The 14760-nt window shown below is 64.4% G+C and carries 12 protein-coding genes and 1 pseudogene; 6 read left to right on the top strand and 7 right to left on the bottom strand.

The annotated features are described in order from the left end of the window. Positions 1-252: 252 nt before the first annotated feature. A pseudogene (locus BLW48_RS32070) lies at positions 253-1361 on the top strand (IS1182 family transposase); the annotation flags it as partial. A 251-nt stretch (positions 1362-1612) separates the two neighbouring features. On the opposite strand, the gene BLW48_RS32065 reads toward BLW48_RS32070, so the two are convergent. Beyond that, positions 1613-3115 (bottom strand): MFS transporter, encoded by a 1503-nt coding sequence (locus BLW48_RS32065; RefSeq protein ID WP_256331041.1) that lies wholly within the window; start codon positions 3113-3115, stop codon positions 1613-1615. Positions 3116-3117: 2 nt separating this feature from the next. Here BLW48_RS32065 and BLW48_RS32060 point away from each other — a divergent pair, with 2 nt between their 5' ends. Continuing rightward, complete coding sequence (locus BLW48_RS32060; protein ID WP_093179654.1) at positions 3118-3990, top strand: LysR family transcriptional regulator; 873 nt, start codon at positions 3118-3120, stop codon at positions 3988-3990. Positions 3991-4389: 399 nt separating this feature from the next. On the opposite strand, the gene BLW48_RS32055 is transcribed toward BLW48_RS32060, so the two are convergent. After that, positions 4390-5550, bottom strand: a complete 1161-nt coding sequence (locus tag BLW48_RS32055; protein ID WP_093179653.1) for a serine hydrolase domain-containing protein — start codon at positions 5548-5550, stop codon at positions 4390-4392. 411 nt (positions 5551-5961) lie between these two features. Here BLW48_RS32055 and BLW48_RS32050 point away from each other — a divergent pair, with 411 nt between their 5' ends. Further along, positions 5962-6507, top strand: a complete 546-nt coding sequence (locus BLW48_RS32050) for a hypothetical protein (protein WP_143047846.1) — start codon at positions 5962-5964, stop codon at positions 6505-6507. Between the two features lie 177 nt (positions 6508-6684). On the opposite strand, the gene arr is transcribed toward BLW48_RS32050, so the two are convergent. Beyond that, a complete protein-coding gene (arr, locus tag BLW48_RS32045; RefSeq protein ID WP_093080736.1) occupies positions 6685-7080 on the bottom strand; it encodes an NAD(+)--rifampin ADP-ribosyltransferase in 396 nt (131 codons plus the stop codon). Between the two features lie 148 nt (positions 7081-7228). Between arr and BLW48_RS32040 the strand changes: the two genes are divergently transcribed. Beyond that, positions 7229-8242 (top strand): LysR family transcriptional regulator, encoded by a 1014-nt coding sequence (locus BLW48_RS32040; protein ID WP_093080739.1) that lies wholly within the window; start codon positions 7229-7231, stop codon positions 8240-8242. Here the strand turns inward: BLW48_RS32040 and BLW48_RS32035 are convergent. The 4 genes from BLW48_RS32035 to BLW48_RS32020 all read right to left on the bottom strand — a co-directional run bounded on the left by BLW48_RS32035 (position 8160) and on the right by BLW48_RS32020 (position 12579). Further along, positions 8160-9053: an ABC transporter permease subunit gene (locus BLW48_RS32035; RefSeq protein ID WP_093179650.1), complete on the bottom strand. Its 894-nt coding sequence runs from the start codon at positions 9051-9053 to the stop codon at positions 8160-8162. The genes BLW48_RS32040 and BLW48_RS32035 overlap by 83 nt on opposite strands. Then, positions 9046-9834, bottom strand: coding sequence for a taurine ABC transporter ATP-binding protein (locus tag BLW48_RS32030; protein ID WP_093179648.1), 789 nt, complete (start codon positions 9832-9834; stop codon positions 9046-9048). The genes BLW48_RS32035 and BLW48_RS32030 overlap by 8 nt, the downstream gene beginning before the upstream one ends. Positions 9835-9860: 26 nt before the next feature. Further along, positions 9861-10874: a taurine ABC transporter substrate-binding protein gene (gene tauA / locus BLW48_RS32025; RefSeq protein ID WP_093058457.1), complete on the bottom strand. Its 1014-nt coding sequence runs from the start codon at positions 10872-10874 to the stop codon at positions 9861-9863. A 166-nt stretch (positions 10875-11040) separates the two neighbouring features. After that, positions 11041-12579 (bottom strand): MocR-like pyridoxine biosynthesis transcription factor PdxR, encoded by a 1539-nt coding sequence (locus BLW48_RS32020; protein ID WP_093080746.1) that lies wholly within the window; start codon positions 12577-12579, stop codon positions 11041-11043. 137 nt (positions 12580-12716) lie between these two features. Between BLW48_RS32020 and BLW48_RS32015 the strand changes: the two genes are divergently transcribed. Together BLW48_RS32015 and BLW48_RS32010 are read left to right on the top strand one after the other, a co-directional pair. Continuing rightward, complete coding sequence (locus BLW48_RS32015) at positions 12717-13112, top strand: nuclear transport factor 2 family protein (RefSeq protein ID WP_093179647.1); 396 nt, start codon at positions 12717-12719, stop codon at positions 13110-13112. Between the two features lie 62 nt (positions 13113-13174). After that, entirely contained in the window at positions 13175-14665 is a 1491-nt protein-coding gene (locus tag BLW48_RS32010; protein ID WP_093179645.1) for an NAD(P)/FAD-dependent oxidoreductase, read from the top strand. Positions 14666-14760 lie beyond the last annotated feature (95 nt).

Below are 14760 nucleotides of genomic sequence, written 5' to 3'. Positions count from 1 at the left end.
ATGTGACGCTCAAGATTTGGTTCCGAGAGTAGTGTCGGAGAGGCGTCGAACAGCGATGGGGGGGCGGGCGACCTCCGTTCGCAACGGTGGCGTGTTCGACTTCAGTCGGCCGAGGCTGTGTGAAAAGACTTCCAGTCCTGCCCGTCAAAAAATGAAATCGATGCACCCGTTCCAAGCGAGGTGCCCCATGAAGAGATTCATCGAAGGCGAAGACCGGCAGCAGGTTGCGCTGTTGCCGGAATGTCTGGATGCAACGCAGCGGGCATCCGCAACGTCTGCAAGCGCTTCGTCGGCATGTGCCGGGAGCTCAAGCTGTTCACGCAGGCCGTCGTGGCCATCGATCGCAGCAAGTTCAAGGCCGTCAACAGCAGAGACCGCAACGTCACGCCAGCCAAGATCGATGCGCGCCAGCGGCAGATCGAGCAGAGCATCCAGCGCTACCTCGACGCGCTGGAGACCGCCGACCGCACGCAGCCTGCGGAGGTCGAAGCCAAGACCGAGCGGCTGCAGGACAAGATCAAGAAGCTGCGCGAGCAGATGCGCCAGCTCGATGAGACCAAGGAACAACTGAAGCACGAACCCGATGGCCAGCGCTCCACCACCGATCCCGACGCGCGCTCGATGAATTCGCAGGCCAAGGGCACGGGCCTGGTGGGTTACAACGTCAGGCGGGCGTCGATGCCAAACACCATTTGATCGTGACGCACGAGGTCACCAACATTGGCAGCGACCGCTCGCAGCTGAGCAAGATGGCGATGGCGGCACGCGATGCAATGGGAAAAGACAAGCTGCAAGCGCTGGCTGACCGTGGGTACTTCAACGGCACTGAGCTCAAGGCGTGTGAAGACGCGGGCATCGCGACTTACGTGCCCAAGCCGATGACCTCGGGCGCCAAGGCCCAGGGACGCTTCGACAAGAGCGACTTCATCTACATCGCCAAGGATGACCAGTACCAGTGTCCAGCAGGGGAACGCGCCATCTATCGGTTCAACACGATCGAGAGGAATGGCCTCGACGCGCGCGTCTACTGGACCAGCGCTTGCCCTCGTTGCTCCATGAAAGATGAGTGCACGACCAGCGACTACCGGCGCATCCGTCGATGGGAACACGAAGATGTTCTGGAGCGCGTCCAGCGACGGCTGGACAGGAAACTTGACGCCATGACCTTGCGACGACGCACTGTGGAGCACGTGTTCGGTACGCTGAAGCACTGGATGGGGTCCACCCACTTCCTGACGAAGACGCTGGCGCACGTCAGCACCGAGATGAGCCTGCACGTGCTGGCATATAACCTCAAGCGGGTGATGCGAATCCTGGGGATCGCGAAGACGATGAAGGCGATGCAGCTGGTGGGGGCGTGAGCCTCTTAATTGCAGCCTTGCCGACATGCAGCGCTTCAGTGCACATCAAACGCAGTCATTCTCGACCGCCCGCCTACTGGCTGTCCATTGAGGCCCAACAAGGCATCGACAGCACGAGAGTTCGGCATACTGGCGCGACGAGGACGTTTCCACACAGCCCCGGCCAGAACCGGACGCTCTCCGATGGCTGCTTTGCCGCCGTATCGATTGGGAGATAGCCCTGCGAAGGTCTTGCTTGTGAACGCTGGTGCTCACAGATTGGGCTGTCGTTTTCCATCGATTGCACTGTCTTGGCTTGATATGCCGAACCAGCACAGTACGAAACCAGCCAGCAGCAAGGCTGCTGCCATGGCAATTGCACGGTGCATACCTTGCATGAAGACGGCAGGCTCGGTGCCCCGGACCAAAAAGCCGCAGACAGCCACACCGAGCATGCCGCCCACCTGGCGTGCGGCATTGAGCACACCCGAGGCAATACCGGTCTGCGCCGGAGCGACCGATGACAAGGTCAGATTGGTCAAGGTCGGGACCATCGTCGCGATGCCACTGGAGGCAATCAGCATGGGCGCGATCAGCCAGCCATAGGCACCCTCGATGCTGACGGGCCATAGCAAGGCGTAACCGAGAGCCGCCCAGGACATGCCGAAGAGAAGCAGCCCCCTTGCACCCATTCGGCCGTTCAGCCGACCGACGAAGATGCTCACCGCCATCAGCACCGCCGTCATGGGCAGAAAGGCCAAGCCGGTCTGCAACGGCGAGAGATGCTGTTCGATCTGGAAGAACAGGCTGAAAACAAAGATCAGGCCGTAGTACGCGAAGTTGATGATGGCACCGCACACCGAGGCCAGCGTGAAGCGTTGCAGCCGGAACAGCGTCAGCGGCAGCATCGGTGCGGCGCTGCGGGACTCGATGGCGATGAAGCTGGCCGCCGATGCCAAGGAAAGCAGCAGGCCGCCATAGACCCAGGGGTGTTCCCAGCCCAGGCTGCCCGCCGCGCTCAGGGCATAGGTCAGGGCCGCCAGGGCAAGGCAGGCGGTCGCCTGGCCGGGAAGATCGAGCCCGCGTTTGGGGCTTGCTGAGCTGCGTTGGCCGGACTCGGCATGGCACCAGCTCAGATACAGGCCGAGCAAGCCGATAGGAAGATTGACCAAAAAAATGCTGCGCCAGCCGGCATGGCTCACCAGCACCCCGCCCAACACCGGGCCTGCCGCAAGGGCGATGCCGCCTGCTGCGCCCCACCAGCCCACAGCCCGGCTGCGCTGCGCGGGGTCTGGAAAGGCTTGCTGCAGCATGGACAAGGAATTGGGCACCAGCATCGCCGCGCCAAGCCCCTGCGCGATGCGCGCGAGGATCAACGCCGCCAGGCTGGGGGCCAGGCCGCAGCCCGCCGAGGCCAGGGTAAAGAGCGCGAAGCCCAGCATGAAGACGCGCTTGGCGCCCAAGCGGTCGCCCAAGGCGCCGGCCGACAGCAGCAAGGCGGCGAAGACCAGGGTGTAGGCATTGACCACCCATTGCAGCCCGGCAATGTCGGTGTCGAAGCTCTGGCGCAGTGCGTCCAGCGCCACGTTGACAACACTGACATCGAGTAGGACGACCACAAAGCCGATGGCAGCGGCCGCCAGCGTACCGCGTGAACGCGCATGGGATATGGAAAACATGGCAGGCATTCGAGAGAGCTGGAAGGCCTCGATGCTGGGCTTGATGGAGCTTTGCGTAAATTCCCTAAAATCGCACATATCCTGGAGAAAACGCACTGATGATGGACTGGGAAAGTTTGCGCCACTTCCTGGCGATCGCGCGCATTGGCACACTCTCCGGCGCTGCCCGCGCCCTGCAGGTGGACCATGCCACGGTCAGCCGCAGATTGGCCTCGTTGGAGTACGAGCTGCAAGCCGCCTTGGTTGACCGCCTGCCCCGTTCCTGCCGGTTGACGCCGCTGGGTCATCGGGTGTTCGAACAGGTGCAAGCCATGGAAGATGGGGCCTATGCCATCGAGCGGCTGCTGCATGCAGCGCGTGCGCCGCTCGATGGCAAGGTCTCACTCAGTGCGCCCCCTGTCCTGGTCACGCAGCTGCTAGCAAGCCACATGGCCGAGTTCAGGCGTCGTCATCCGGGGCTCCAGCTTGCGGTCTCGGCCCAGGGCCAGCAGGTGTCGTTGATCCGGCGCGAAGCCGATGTGGCGCTGCGTCTGGTGCGGCCCAAGGACGCCAGCTATGTCGTGCGGCGGATCGGCCGGATGCACTTCGGGCTGTATGCCAGCAATGACTATGTCCATCTTCAGCGCCCGGCCGAATGGGAGTTCGTCGCCTTTGACGCGCAGTTCGACGAGATGCCGCAGCAGCAGTGGCTGCTGGGACTGGCCGACGGCCGCCGGGTAGCCTGCACACTGAACGACATTTCCAGTCACTTGGCGGTTGCGCGGGCCGGCGCTGGCGTGGCCGGATTGCCGCGCTTTCTCGGCGATGTCGATCCGGGTCTACAGCGGCTGGAGCCGGACGGCAAGCCCTTCTTCCGCGACATCTGGCTGCTTGTGCATCGGGATCTACGGCGTAGCGCATCTGTGCGTGCCGTGATGGACTTCATCGCACAGATCGTGACTGAGCAGCCAGCACTACGGCTAGCCATATAGAGCGGCCGTGCCCCTGCGGAGCGCCTGCTCCAGATCAGTTGCGCGAATTCGCGAGTTCAGGTCGACCGGTCGCGCTGCAGTGCTGCCGACCAAATGGCTCGACCAAGAATGGCCGCGACTGTGGTCAGCTTAGTCGGGTTTCCGGCGACCGGTTGGACATACCGTCAGACGATCTTGGGTCGAAACCTGAAGTCCACTTCTCGACGCCACGAAAGTCAGGTATCCGGCGAGCCACGTGCCGCGGCCTATGTCGGTTCTGGGCCCCAAGCGGATGTAGCGAGTGCAACGTGGGCCATCGCCAAGCGGCCAGTCACCGTAATAGGCGTTTCGCGAAGATCGCCCGGTGTTTCGCGGTTCGATTAAGCGCTGACAGCATGGACGCCAGTCACGGTATCCGAGTCACAGGGACGGTGAGATAGCCTGCAGCACATCGTTGAACACGCCGTACTGCAACTTGAATGCCTGCGGGCTGTAGTCCTGGTAGTAGCCTGCCGTCACGGCAACGACGAGATCGAGCTCGGGCACGATGCGGATCGATTGCCCGCCTCGACCGAGCGCACCAATCCAGCGGACTATTCGTCGGTGCGCTCTGGCATGGCCGCTCCACCAAAGGTAGCCGTAGTCCTGGTCGTCCGTTGCCTTGATGAGCGACGCGGTGGAAGCTTCGATCCAGCCCTTCGACACGATCTGGCGTCCATCCCAGCGACCGCCCGCCAGCACGAGCTGTCCGATCTTCGCCATGTCCCGTGGACGCATACGAAGGCCTCCGCCGGCGTCGCTGTCTCTGCCCATTCGGCTCCATTCTTCGCCGGAGATGCCCAGGGGCTCCAGCAGGCTCGCTCGCGCGAACTCGTCGAGCGGTCTGCCGGTGGCCCGATGCAGGATCGCCGATATAAGCGCCAGCGCGCCGGTACTGTAGAAGAACTGCTGCCCAGCCGCCGCCACAGTTCGGCGCGTGAGCACGTAGCGACACGGATCGCCCGAAAAATACATGCGCGTTTCGTCGTTCGCGAGATCGCCGGTCGCGGGCGTTGACTCGATCCATTCGAGACCGAGCGTCATGCCGAGCGCGTGCCGCAGCAAGAGGCGATCCGATTCTGGCGTTCGCAGGTCTGCGAGTTCGGGGAAGAAGCCAAGGATCGGCTCGTCGACGCCATGGATCAGCCCCCGGTCGATCGCGATGCCGACGGCGAGCGACGCGACGCTCTTCGTCGCTGACTTCATTGCATGGCGCATGCCGGCGTTGAAGACGACGTTCTCCACACGGCTGCCGAAAAAGCTGGTCGGCACCTGATCGCTGCCTTGGAGGTAGCGCTCGAAAACGAGCCTGCCGCGATGCAAGACAAGAACGGAGTGAATGTTCGAGCCCGAAGCCGCAAGCCGATCGGCCATCTTGCTGAGTGCGGTGGTGTCAACGAGCTTGCCGTCGTCACCCGCGGCGATGTTCCAGTCATCTTCTCGCGAAGTCTTTGCGGCGAAGCCTCCGATCGAATGGGTGCACGCTGACACGCCGAGTGAGGCGAGCGCAGTGCCAACAAGAACGAACTCACGGCGTTTCATGGCACGTCGACGGTGGAAGGTGCATTGATGTTAAGCAGCGAAGGCTGCGCGCGTCAATCGCTTGCTCCTCCGAGTTAACGATCCCACACCTTTTTAATGAGGATAGAGCATCGCCGAAGCAGCCATTCGCGATTGGCCGCTTGTGGCCGCACGGGAAGTCTGCGCAAAGGGCCCAGCGACGTTCTCGAAAGCGGACGCTTAGGATTCCGCCGGGTACGCCTGGTTGACGGGAGCCGACCCTTGAGCCTTACATTCCAGTAGGTCTCGCTGGCAATCCTGCTGCTGCGTTTCGCCGGGAGAGCATGGCGGGCGCATCTCGCATCGAAGGTCGAGCTCGCTCCTGGCTCAACCTATGCCACAAGACATTCAAGGTTTGATCGTTTGACAGTCGCTTGCCGAGCCTCATCTGCCATGAAATATTCACGCCACCTTCTTGTTCTTTTCGCCGCGGTCGCATGCACCCACATTGGCGCTCAAACAACGGGCGCTGCATCGCATGGATTCATTTCTGAATCCAATGCCGCCGTGTTCAAAGCTTGCGCCGTCGCCCCGACAGCGAATGGAGCGTGCCCGCTCGATGCGGTCTTTGGGCTCTTCAAGCTCGCGCCCAACAACGACGTGCTGGACTTCAAGGTTTCGAACACCGTGCCACGGGCGATCAACCAAAACTACGGTTGGATCCTGAAACTCAACCGGAAATCTGGCAAGGTCCGCGTTCTCGAACGCGTGACATTGCCGGAAACCCCGAAGACGTGGGGCAGCGGTGGCCAGCCTTACGGTACGTCGGCGGATCGCAAGACCATTTCGCTGGACGTGACCCTGACCATCTACGACGGCACCGTTTCGAAGTCTTGGAACGTGGCCGATGGCGATCCTGCCGGCCACTACCTGATCAGCGCCTACGTCGAAGACTCCGCTCCGGTGCAGTTCGAGTTTGATGTCATCGATCCAAAATGACCAACTGCCGTAGCCCTGTGGGTTGAACTCATTGCGGCTGCCTCAGCTTCGAACGTCGGCCGCGAGGGAGCGCTTCTGGCCGAATTCAGCCGCACAGCAGTGGCGCCGAGAGGCCCAAGACGGTCAACAACCCAATCCATTTCCGTTCGCTACCCGGCGCGGCACGGAAGGCGGGATTCAGTTGATGATCTCTCCCATGCCAACGCGTACGCGCTCCCTGAGCTGCCGGATGTACTCCGGATCGAAGAGTTCCCAGGTCTCCAGTTCGCCGACGATCCGAAGCGGCTCCCGGCTGCGGTACGAGCGTGTGGGATTGCCCGGAAACTTCTTGTCGGTGACGTTGGGGTCGTCCTCGTAGGCGCCCGTGGGTTCGACGATGTAGACGCGGCCACGGCCGTCGCCCCTAGCCATTTCGGCGGCCAGCCCAGCGCCCTTGGGCCAGGCGGTGAAGTAGATGTGGTTCATGACGACGCGGCCGTCGTAGTTTGACCGAAAGCCGGCCGTGAGCAGATCGCCCACCTGAAGGTCCGCCCGCGTACCGTGGAAGTAGGGGCCGGCGTCCAAGATAGCCATGCAGCTCGCTCCTCTGCAGAAAGGAAAAGCCGCGGAGTCTACTCGTGTCGATCGTCACGGAAGCCGTCTCGCGTGAAGTCCGATCCAGGCCTGGGTATGCCCCTACACCCCACGGCCTCATCCTCGATGCTGGAACAATGCCTCCACCATGGACGGCCTCGATCTCATCAAAACATTCCGTGAAGTCGCGTTCCGGCGCAGCTTCTCCCGCGCGGCGATTTCGCTGGGCATGTCGAAAGCCACGGTGAGCCGCTATGTGGCAGAGCTCGAAACCCGCAGCGGCGTGCGCCTGCTGAACCGCTCCACCCGCTCCCTGAGCCTGACCGACGCCGGCCAGGTGCTGCTCGACCGCAGCACGCAACTGGTGACGATGGCCGAGAACACCCTGAACGACCTGCAGGCCCACGGCTCGCATCCGCGCGGTCGGCTACGCATGAGCGCGCCGCACGGGCTTATCGCCGGCTGGCTCTCTGACGTGATCGCCGGGTTCATCAAGCTCTACCCCGACGTGTACGTGAGCCTGGTGTTCACCAACGACAACCTCGACCTGATCGAGGAAGGCATCGACATCCACCTGACGGGCGGGCGCATCGACGACATGAACCTGATCGTGCGCCGGCTGGTGCAGTTCGACATGGTGGTCTGCGCCACGCCGGCCTACTGGGCCCAGCGCGGCATGCCGCAGACGCCCGAAGACCTGGGCCGGCACGATGTGCTGAGCTTTTCGGCGAAGCCGACCACCCACCTGCCCTTCGAGACCGGCGGCAAACCGTACGACGTGCCCGTGCACAGCCGCATGGAAGCCAACGACGCCGTGGCGCTGATCGAGCTGGCTCTGCGTGGCGTGGGCGTGGCCTATGTGCCCGAGCCGCTGGCGCAGTCGCACCTGGAGCGCGGGGCGCTGGTGCCGGTGCTGCGCGAGCACATGCCACGCGAACACTGGCTGTATGCCGCTTACTCACAGCGCCGCCACAACAGCGCCGCGATGCGCGCGATGCTCGACTTCCTGGAGCAATCGATGGGCGCGCTGGCCGAAGGCCCGGCGCTGCCGCCACAGCAGCCCGTGCACATGGCACCGACTACATGCGCCCTTTCCAGGGCACCAGACGTCGCTCGAGCCACCGCATCAGCAGGTCGAACAGATAAGCAACCACCCCGATGACGATGATGCCCATGATGACGATGTCGGTGCGCAGGAAGTTCGACGCGTTCAGCACCATCTGACCCAGCCCCATGTTGGCCGCCACCATCTCGGCGGCCACCAGCGTTGTCCAGCCGAAGCCGATGGCGATACGCATGCCCACAAGGATGTCGGGCAACGCCGACGGCAATATCACGTGGCGGATCACCTGCATGTAGCTCGCGCCCATCGAGTACGCCGCGTTGATCTGCTCTTGTGAGGCACTGCGCATGCCAGAGCGAGCGGCCAGTGCCAGTGGCGCGAAGCAACTCAAAAAGATCAGCAGCACCTTCGGCAGCTCGTCAATGCCAAACCAGATGATGATGAGTGGCAGGTACGCCAGCGGCGGCAGCGGCCGGTAGAACTCCAGCGGCGGATCGAAGATGCCGCGCCAGAAGCGGCTCATGCCCATCGCAATGCCCACTGGAATGGCGGTGACGCAGGCCAGGAAGAAGGCCGAGAACACGCGGAACATGCTGGCAAGAAAGTGCTGCCACAGCGGCTTGTCGTTGGCCTGGCCGGTGAGGTATTCGTAGAACTGCTGGAACACCGCCTGCGGCGTGGGCAGGAACAGAGGCTTGACCCAGCCCATGTTGGTGACGATGAACCACAGCGCTACCAACGCCACAACGGTGACGATGCTGATGGCCACGCTCGAGCCTTCGCCCGGCACCTTGAAGGCGCTGGTCTTGAGCTTGGCGCCTGCTGCGGGTGCAGGCAGTACTGGCGGGGTGGCGGGCTTGGAAGGCGGTGGCGTCATGGCGACGGGGGATGCGATCGACACCTCAGACATGGGCAACCTCGCGATGATGAATGATCGACAGCACTTCTTCACGCATGCGGATGAATTCGGGCTCCGATTTCACCTTGCGCGAGTCGCCGTGCGAGAGGTACTGGCGAGAGAAAGGCACGTCGTCGTAGACGTGCGATATGCGCCCGGGGCTCGGGCTCATCACGATCAGCCGGGTGGCGAGGAACAGCGCCTCTTCCACCGAGTGGGTGATGAAGAACACCATCTTGTTCGACTTGGACCAGGCTTGCAGAAGAATCTCTTGCACCTGTTCGCGCGTGAAAGCATCGAGCGCGCCCATGGGTTCGTCCATGAGCAGCACGGCCGGGTCGCTGGCGAGTGCGCGCGCAATGCCAACGCGCTGCTGCATGCCGCCCGACAACTCGTACACCGCGCGGTCGGCGTATTTCTGCAGGCCGACGAGGCTCAGCTTTTCTTCAGCGATGCGGTCGCGCTCGGCCTTGCCCACGCCGGCCAGTCGCCGGCCCAGCGCCACGTTGTCGCGCACGTTGAGCCAAGGCATCAGCGCGTGCTTCTGGAACACCACGCCGCGATCAGCGCCGGGGCCGACTACCGGCTTTCCGTCCAACAGGATCTCGCCGGTCGATGGCGGCAGGAAGCCGGCGATGCTGTTGAGCAGCGTGGTCTTGCCGCAGCCCGAGGCACCTAGCGCTACGACGAAGTCGCCGTCGTGCATCGTGAGGTTGACGGGGGCCAGCGCCTGCAGCGTGCCGCCCTTTACCGCGTAGTTGACCGTCAGGTCTCGGATGTCTAGCGTGGGCATTTCAGATCTCCGCTTTCCGTTCGTTGCTACTTGCCCATTGCCTTCTCGACATAAGTAGTGGTCACGAACGCGCCGTAGTCAGGCTTCACCTCCTGCACCCGCCCCTGTTCCTTCAGGAAGGCCGCCGTGTTAGCCATCGCCTTGGCAGCACCACCGCCCAGCCACGTCGGCGAAACCTGCTCTGCCATGGTCGGGAAGGTGTACAGCGCCATGGCCGCACCAACGTCCTTCGGATCGGCCTTGGTCCACTTGGCCATCGCCTTGGTCTGCGGCGAGTCGGGCGTCCAGCTCTTGCCCGTTGCCTTGTATTCCTCGTTCGCGCGGTTGAGTGCCTTCACGAAGGCGATCATGAAGGGCTCGTTGGCGGCCGCCCACTTGGCGTTGACCACGATGCCCTCGAAGGTGGGCGCGCCGCGCTTGCCGATGCTGCCCGAGGTGGCGATGGTCTTGCCGCTGGCCTTGATCTTCGAGAGCACCGGGTCCCAGATGAAAGTGGCGTCGATGTCGCCGCGCTCCCATGCGGCCGCGATCTCCGGCGGGCGCATGTTCATCACATTCACGCTCTTGGGGTCGACGCCGTCCATCTTCATGCCGGCCATGAGCTGGTAGTGCGCGGTCGACACGAAGGGCGTGGCCACTTTCTTGCCGGCCAGGTCCTTCATGCTGTTGATGCCCGATGCATTGCGCGCGATGAGCGCTTCCGCATTCGCGATGTCGGCGGAGATCCAGAACAGCTTGATGTCCTGCCCCTGGCTGGCCGCGGCCGTCAGCGGGCTGGAGCCGGTTTCACCCATCTGCACGTCGCCTGAAGCCATCGCGCGGATCACGTCGCCGCCGCCCGCGAACATGCGCCAGTTGATCTTGTAGCCCGTGGCCTTCTCGACCTCGCCGGACTCCATGACGAGGCGCAGTGGAACCAGCATGTCCTGGTGGGCGAAGGTGAGTTCCTTGGCCTGCTGTGCGGAAGCGGTGCCGCACAAGGCTGCCAGCGTGGTGGCCAGCACGGCGAGTTGCAGGGGGAGACGGCGGGACATGGTCATCGGGTTTCTCCAGTAGGTGAATCTCGCAGCGACTTTGCACGCATCGCCTCCAGCCAGGAAGTACCAGCACCGGGGCGGGCATGGAGCCAGCCGATGGGTGAATACCCTTGTTCTGGTGCACATGGCACTCAGACGGGGCGTTGCCTCCCCCGAACTCTTCAGCCGGTCAATGGGTCCGGCCGCCCGCCGGCCGCTTCTCACCGCGCGCCAAAGCCAGTTCTTCCACCGCTATTCCCAGGGCCCGGATCCCCGCCGGAATCTGCGAGGCCGCAATGGAAGACAGGCGCAGCCGGAAGAAAGGACACGGATACGGCGGCTTCGCAAAGAACACATCGCCGGCCTCGATCAGCACCCCATGGTTGCGCGCCATGAGCGACAGCTCCGTGGCATCTACCCACGTCGGCGCCTGCACCCATATCGAAGCCCCGCCAGAAGGCAGTCGGAACTCGAAATCGGGCAGATGGTCTCGCAGCGCCTGGGCAGCCAGCGCAAGCCGCTCCTGCATCGCGTGGTTCACCCGCCGCGCATGCGACTCGTGGTGGCCCAGCGAGAGAAACAGCGCATACGCATGCTGAAGGAAGGCACTCGGGTGCCGCACCATCGCATGCCGGATCACGCGCAGCTCCTTGATGAGCGCACGCGGCGCCACGATAAAGCCCAGCCGCAAGGCAGGCGACAGGCTCTTCGACACCGACCCCACGTAGATCACCCGCCCCGTCTTGTCCAGGCTCTTGAGTGCGGGCATGGGCGTGCCTTCGTACAGGTTCTCGGCCTCGTAGTCGTCCTCGATGATCACGAAGTCCTGCAACTCGGCCTTGCGCAGCAGCCACTGGCGCCGTTCGAGGCTCAGCGTTGCGGTCGTGGGGCTCTGGTGCGAGGGCGTAACGAACAGGTAGTCAGCCGCTGGCAACGCATCGACCACCAGCCCGTCTTCATCGACATCCACCTCCACCCACTTGGGCTGCCGCAGCGAGAAGCTGTTGCGTGCATGCGGATGCCCCGGCTCCTCCAGCCCCACGCGCGTCTGCTCGTCGAACAGCGCCTCGGCCAGCAGGTAGTAGGCATGCTGCGCGCCCATGGTCACGAGGATTTCTTCCTTGAGCGCGAACACGCCGCGCTTGGGCAAGAGGCGCGTGCGGATCTGCTCGATCAGGTCGGGCACGTCGTCGGTTTCGAAGTCGGGCGTCCAGTGCGGCAGCTGCGAGCGCGCCAGGCTGCGCGCGCAGCACTCGCGGAAGTCTTCAGTGGGAAAGAGCTGCGGGTCGTAGTTGCCGTAGACAAAAGGGTACGGATAGTCGCGCCACCGGTCGGGTTTCGACAGCGTGGGCTTGTCGACCAGCGAGCGCAGCACGCGACCCGACCAGTCGGGCGGCTGGCTCGCCTGCCCGCTGCGCCCGACCAGCGGCTCCGCATGAACGGCTGAAAGCGGACGGGCATCGTGCGCCACGAACACCCCGCTGCGCGGACGCGCTTCCAGAAAGCCTTCATCAATGAGCTGCAGGTACGCCGAGGTAACGGTATTGCGGCTCAGCCCCAGCAGCGCCGCAAGCTCGCGCGACGAAGGCAGCGGCGCGCCGGGCGCCAGGTGCTCTTCAAGAATGGCCTGCACCACGGCGGCTCGCAAACGGGCCTGCAGCGGCAGCGCCGGTTGATCGGGCAGCGCGAAGAGCTGCGCCCACTGGGTGGCTCGCGGATTCGGGGGCATGGTGCGCCGCAGTTTAGGGCAGCGCACGCGGTTCGTGGTGCTCTGGCTCGGTCGAATCCTCCCAACTGGCCCTATCGCGCTGGCAGGCGGCTGCCTAATCTTGCCGCATCAATTTCCGGAGTTCCCGCGTGACCGCAATGCCTTCCACTTCAGTGACCACCGACACCCTTGCCGCCTTCAGCGACGCCTGGAACCGCCATGACATCGACGCCCTCATGAGCTTCATGACGACCGACTGCATCTTCCAGACCGCCGCCGGCCCCGACGCCTGCGGCACCCGCCACGTTGGCACCGAGGCGGTGCGCAAGGCCTTTGCCGCAGCATGGCAAGCCGTGCCCGACGCGCAATGGATCAACGGCCAGCACTTCGTGCACGGCGACTTCGGCACCTCGCAGTGGACCTTCACCGGCACCGCCGCCGACGGCAGCCGCATCGAGACCGACGGCATCGACGTCTTCACCTTCAAGGGCGGAAAGATCCACCTGAAGAACGTGTTCCGCAAGGCACGCCCGAACCTGCCCGCCGCGAAGTAGGCAAGCACGCCTCGGCCCACTTCTTTCCGGCCCTCTTCTTTCCCCTTCTCCTGGAGCCCTTCATGACCATGACAGGCACCGTGCAGTTCGCCTCCGCCACGGCCACCGTCAGCGCGGCCATCGACGCCGCAGCGTTCGAGCAGCAGCCGCCGCAGGCCCCCTTCCGCCCCTACGACCCGCAGTACGACCCGCTGCGCGCACCCGACCCCGGCGCCGGCCGCGCCTACGCACCCACCTGGTGGGTGGCCAGCGCCGGCGAGCCGCCGGAAGACGACGGCCCGCTGCTGCGAGACATCGATGTAGACGTGGCCATCATCGGCTCGGGCGCCACCGGCATGTCGACCGCGCTCTACCTCGCGCAGGAGCACGGCATCCGCGCCACCGTGCTCGAAGCCAACCAGGCCGCATGGGGTTGCTCCAGCCGCAGCGGCGGCCAGGGCCAGAACGCGAGCGGCCGGCTCAAGCGATCGCAGTGGATCGAACGCTGGGGCCTCGACACCGCCAAGCGGCTCGACGCCGAGATCCGCAGCGGCTTCGAGAACTTCCGCCACCTCACCACGCAGATCGACTGCGACGCCTACGACGGCGGCCACCTCTACCTCGCACACCGCCCCGAAAAGCTCGCCGGCCTCGACGCCGAGGCACGGCTCATGCGCGAGAAGTTCGGCTACGCCACCCGCATGATGAGCGCCGAGGAAGTGCGCCACGACTACTGCGACGAGCGCGAGACCGTCGGCGCAATGTACGAGGCCGAGGGCGTGGGCATCCACCCGCTGAAGTTCACCTTCGGCCTGATGCGGCGCGCCCGCGCGCTGGGCGTGACGGTGCACACATCCAGCCCCGTGCAAGGCTGGCAGACCATCGACGGCGTGCACCACCTGCAGACGCCGGCCGGCGTGGTGCGCGCGCGCCGCGTGGCGGTGTGCACCGGTGGCTACACGGGGCAGGCGCTCAATCCGCTGCTGAAGAACCGGATCATGCCGATCCTGTCGAACTCGGTGGTCACGCGCCCGCTCACCGATGCCGAGTTGCAAGCCACCAACTTCAAGTCGCAGACCTTCCTGACCGACACGCGCACGCTGCGCTTCTACTACCGGCTGCTCAAGGGCAACCGGCTGCAGATCGGCAGCCGCAGCGCCGTGAGCGGCGCCGACGCCGAAGGCCCGGTGCACCTGAAGCTGCTCACCGACGCCATCGCGCGCAAGTTCCCGCCGCTGGCGGGCATCCGCATCGACTACTCGTGGTGGGGCTGGGTCGACATGAGCCACGACATGATGCCGCGCATCACGCAGCCCGATGCCGGCAAGAAGATCTGGTACGCGGTGGGCTACGGCGGCAACGGCGTGTCGTTCTCGACCTGGGCGGGCAAGCGGCTGGCCGAGCGCGTGGCGGGCAAGGACTCGGGCAAGGACGTGTTCGAGCTGCCCATCTACCGCTCGCCGCTGCCCTTTCCCAACGTGCTGGGGGTGGTCGAGTCGCGCGCGTTCGCGCCGTTCCGGCGCATCGGCCAGCGCATGCTCTACAAGTGGTACTGGCTGCGCGACGAGAAGTAGGCGCACCGCCTGCGCGCATTCACCGAAGTGGCGCACGCCCTGCTGCACAACGGGGCAAACCCGCCCCTTCTGGCCCTGTGAGTCGTGCCGCGTTG

The sequence above is a fragment of the Variovorax sp. YR266 genome, assembly GCF_900107295.1.
Lineage (GTDB): Bacteria > Pseudomonadota > Gammaproteobacteria > Burkholderiales > Burkholderiaceae_C > Variovorax.
Note: the sequence above shows the minus strand (reverse complement) of the source record. Positions and strands in the feature narration are given on the sequence as shown.

Excerpts from the sequence above, each read along its gene's own strand:
- BLW48_RS32035 (WP_093179650.1), bottom strand. The coding sequence starts at position 9,053 with ATGTCTGAGGTGTCGATCGCATCCCCCGTCGCCATGACGCCACCGCCT.
- BLW48_RS32010 (WP_093179645.1), top strand. The coding sequence starts at position 13,175 with ATGACCATGACAGGCACCGTGCAGTTCGCCTCCGCCACGGCCACCGTC.
- tauA (WP_093058457.1), bottom strand. The coding sequence starts at position 10,874 with ATGACCATGTCCCGCCGTCTCCCCCTGCAACTCGCCGTGCTGGCCACC.
- BLW48_RS32015 (WP_093179647.1), top strand. The coding sequence starts at position 12,717 with ATGCCTTCCACTTCAGTGACCACCGACACCCTTGCCGCCTTCAGCGAC.
- BLW48_RS32020 (WP_093080746.1), bottom strand. The coding sequence starts at position 12,579 with ATGCCCCCGAATCCGCGAGCCACCCAGTGGGCGCAGCTCTTCGCGCTG.
- BLW48_RS32030 (WP_093179648.1), bottom strand. The coding sequence starts at position 9,834 with ATGCCCACGCTAGACATCCGAGACCTGACGGTCAACTACGCGGTAAAG.
- BLW48_RS32050 (WP_143047846.1), top strand. The coding sequence starts at position 5,962 with ATGAAATATTCACGCCACCTTCTTGTTCTTTTCGCCGCGGTCGCATGC.
- arr (WP_093080736.1), bottom strand. The coding sequence starts at position 7,080 with ATGGCTATCTTGGACGCCGGCCCCTACTTCCACGGTACGCGGGCGGAC.
- BLW48_RS32055 (WP_093179653.1), bottom strand. The coding sequence starts at position 5,550 with ATGAAACGCCGTGAGTTCGTTCTTGTTGGCACTGCGCTCGCCTCACTC.
- BLW48_RS32040 (WP_093080739.1), top strand. The coding sequence starts at position 7,229 with ATGGACGGCCTCGATCTCATCAAAACATTCCGTGAAGTCGCGTTCCGG.
- BLW48_RS32060 (WP_093179654.1), top strand. The coding sequence starts at position 3,118 with ATGATGGACTGGGAAAGTTTGCGCCACTTCCTGGCGATCGCGCGCATT.